This is a genomic window from Streptomyces sp. 8L, from assembly GCF_020176795.1.
GTDB lineage: Bacteria > Actinomycetota > Actinomycetes > Streptomycetales > Streptomycetaceae > Streptomyces.
The window spans coordinates 1-1,792 of record NZ_JAIUKE010000847.1 but is presented as its reverse complement, the minus strand read 5'-3'; the positions used below and the strand labels follow the sequence as shown (position 1 = coordinate 1,792).

General features: G+C 66.0%; 1 protein-coding gene. It reads right to left on the bottom strand.

The window, feature by feature from the left end:
* Positions 1-479 precede the first annotated feature (479 nt).
* Positions 480-1,328 carry an SDR family oxidoreductase gene (locus tag LCE31_RS39355; RefSeq protein WP_225023073.1) on the bottom strand — a complete coding sequence of 283 codons (849 nt, stop codon included), beginning with the start codon at positions 1,326-1,328 and terminating at the stop codon, positions 480-482.
* Positions 1,329-1,792 lie beyond the last annotated feature (464 nt).

Here is a 1,792-nt window from a genome sequence, read left to right as displayed (position 1 = left end):
ACACCGCATCCTGCTTCAATAACTGCCCACCGGCCGTCACCACCGACTACGGAACAGAGCCGGAGACCGTACAGACCCGACTATGCGGACAGACCAATCGAGGAGGGGTGGACAAGCACGCGCAGCTCCTGGCGGAGACGGGTGGTCTTGGTCGAGACCGTCGTCTACCAGGGGCTTGATCGTTGTGCAGGAGCGGCCAGCTCACGTTCTGTCACTGCCACCTTGGAAGAGAGGTTCTATGGCGCAGCCCTGTCCACCGTGAGCGTCCGCTGCCATCTGCACCGAGTTGACTGTGGTGATGGAGAGGGTCCGGGTGCTGCGGCTCGTGCCGGGGCGGCTCTCGGCGCGACCCGTGCACGCCATGGGCGACTCGGACAGCCGCCAGGGCGGTGTGGTCGCACCACGCGCGGAAGCCTCTCGCCGGACGAGATTGCGATCCATGCCTGCCAGGCATGCCGAGGGTCTCGGTTGCGCGACCGTCAGGGTCCTTCCTGGTGCAGGGGAAGCGGGTCGAGGAAGAGGTCGAGCTCGGGATCGTCGCTGCCGCCGTAGCCGTCCAGGTCGGTGATTCCGGCCGCGGCGAGGACGTCTGCGTCAATGAGCGTGCCGCCAGTTTGTTCGGAGGGGGCAGCGTTCAGCAAGATGGTGGCGGCGTCGGCCATGATTTCCGGAGTGCGCGAACGGGAGGCCAGCTCCCGTCCCCTCAGTACGTTGACCACGGCAGCAGTCGCGATCGTCGTCTGCGGCCAGAGGCAGTTCGCCGAGATCCCGACCTCGGCGTATTCCGCCGCCCAGCCGAGGGTGAGCAGTGTCATCCCGTACTTCGACAGCGTGTAGCCAGGGTGCGCTCCCAGCCAGTGCGGAGCCAGATTGAGCGGTGGAGACAGAGTGAGCACGTGCGCGTGATCGGACTTGCGCAGATGCGGCAGACACGCCCGGGTCAGCAGAAAGGTGCCCCGGGAGTTGACCGACTGCATCAGGTCGAACCACTTGGGCGATAGATCTTCGGTACCCAACAGCGAGATCGCGCTGGCGTTGTTGACACAGACATCGACGCCGCCGAAAGTGTCGACGGCCGTTGCAACGGCACGATCGACATCCTCTGGGTTGCGGACGTCGCCGACGACGGCCACCGCGCGGCCACCGGCCTCCTCGATCGCCGCGACTGCGGTGTGCACGGTCCCGGGCAACCGGAGGTCCGGCTCGTCCGTCTTCGCGAGGAACACGGCGTTGGCGCCTTGCCGGGCGGCAGCTACGAGAATGGCGAGGCCGATGCCTCGGCTGCCGCCAGACATGACGATGGTCCGGCCTGTCAGGGCTGTGTGCAAGGGGTGCTCCGGTAGTCATCGGTCGTGAAGCTTGACATCGCCTTTGAGGAGTTCCCCATCATCTGACCTCCAACGATGCCCAAGCATGATCGCTCGTCGAGGGTTCCGGGAACGCGCGGCTTCGGGTCGGCCGTGCCGTGCGCACGTACCGCGCGCCCACACAACCCCAGCCAGTACTTTCTAGTCGGGGCTACGAACCCCAGCCCTGCGGTCTGAAGCGTGACGTGCCCCCTTGGGTGATCGGGAGCACGTCCGGCCGTGCTGATGCCGACTGTTCGCTCCAGTCGTCCGTCGGCCGGAAGCCGGTCTCGCCGCCCGCGATCCGGGCGTGCCGGTGCTTCGACCAGGCCGTGACCGGCAAGTTCCACCGAGAAGCTCACGTGGAACTAGTGTCCTGAGTCGTTAATTCGTGTGCAGTATGCGGCGAGGGTGTCGAGGATGTCGTCGGCGGTCTTCGTCCAGAT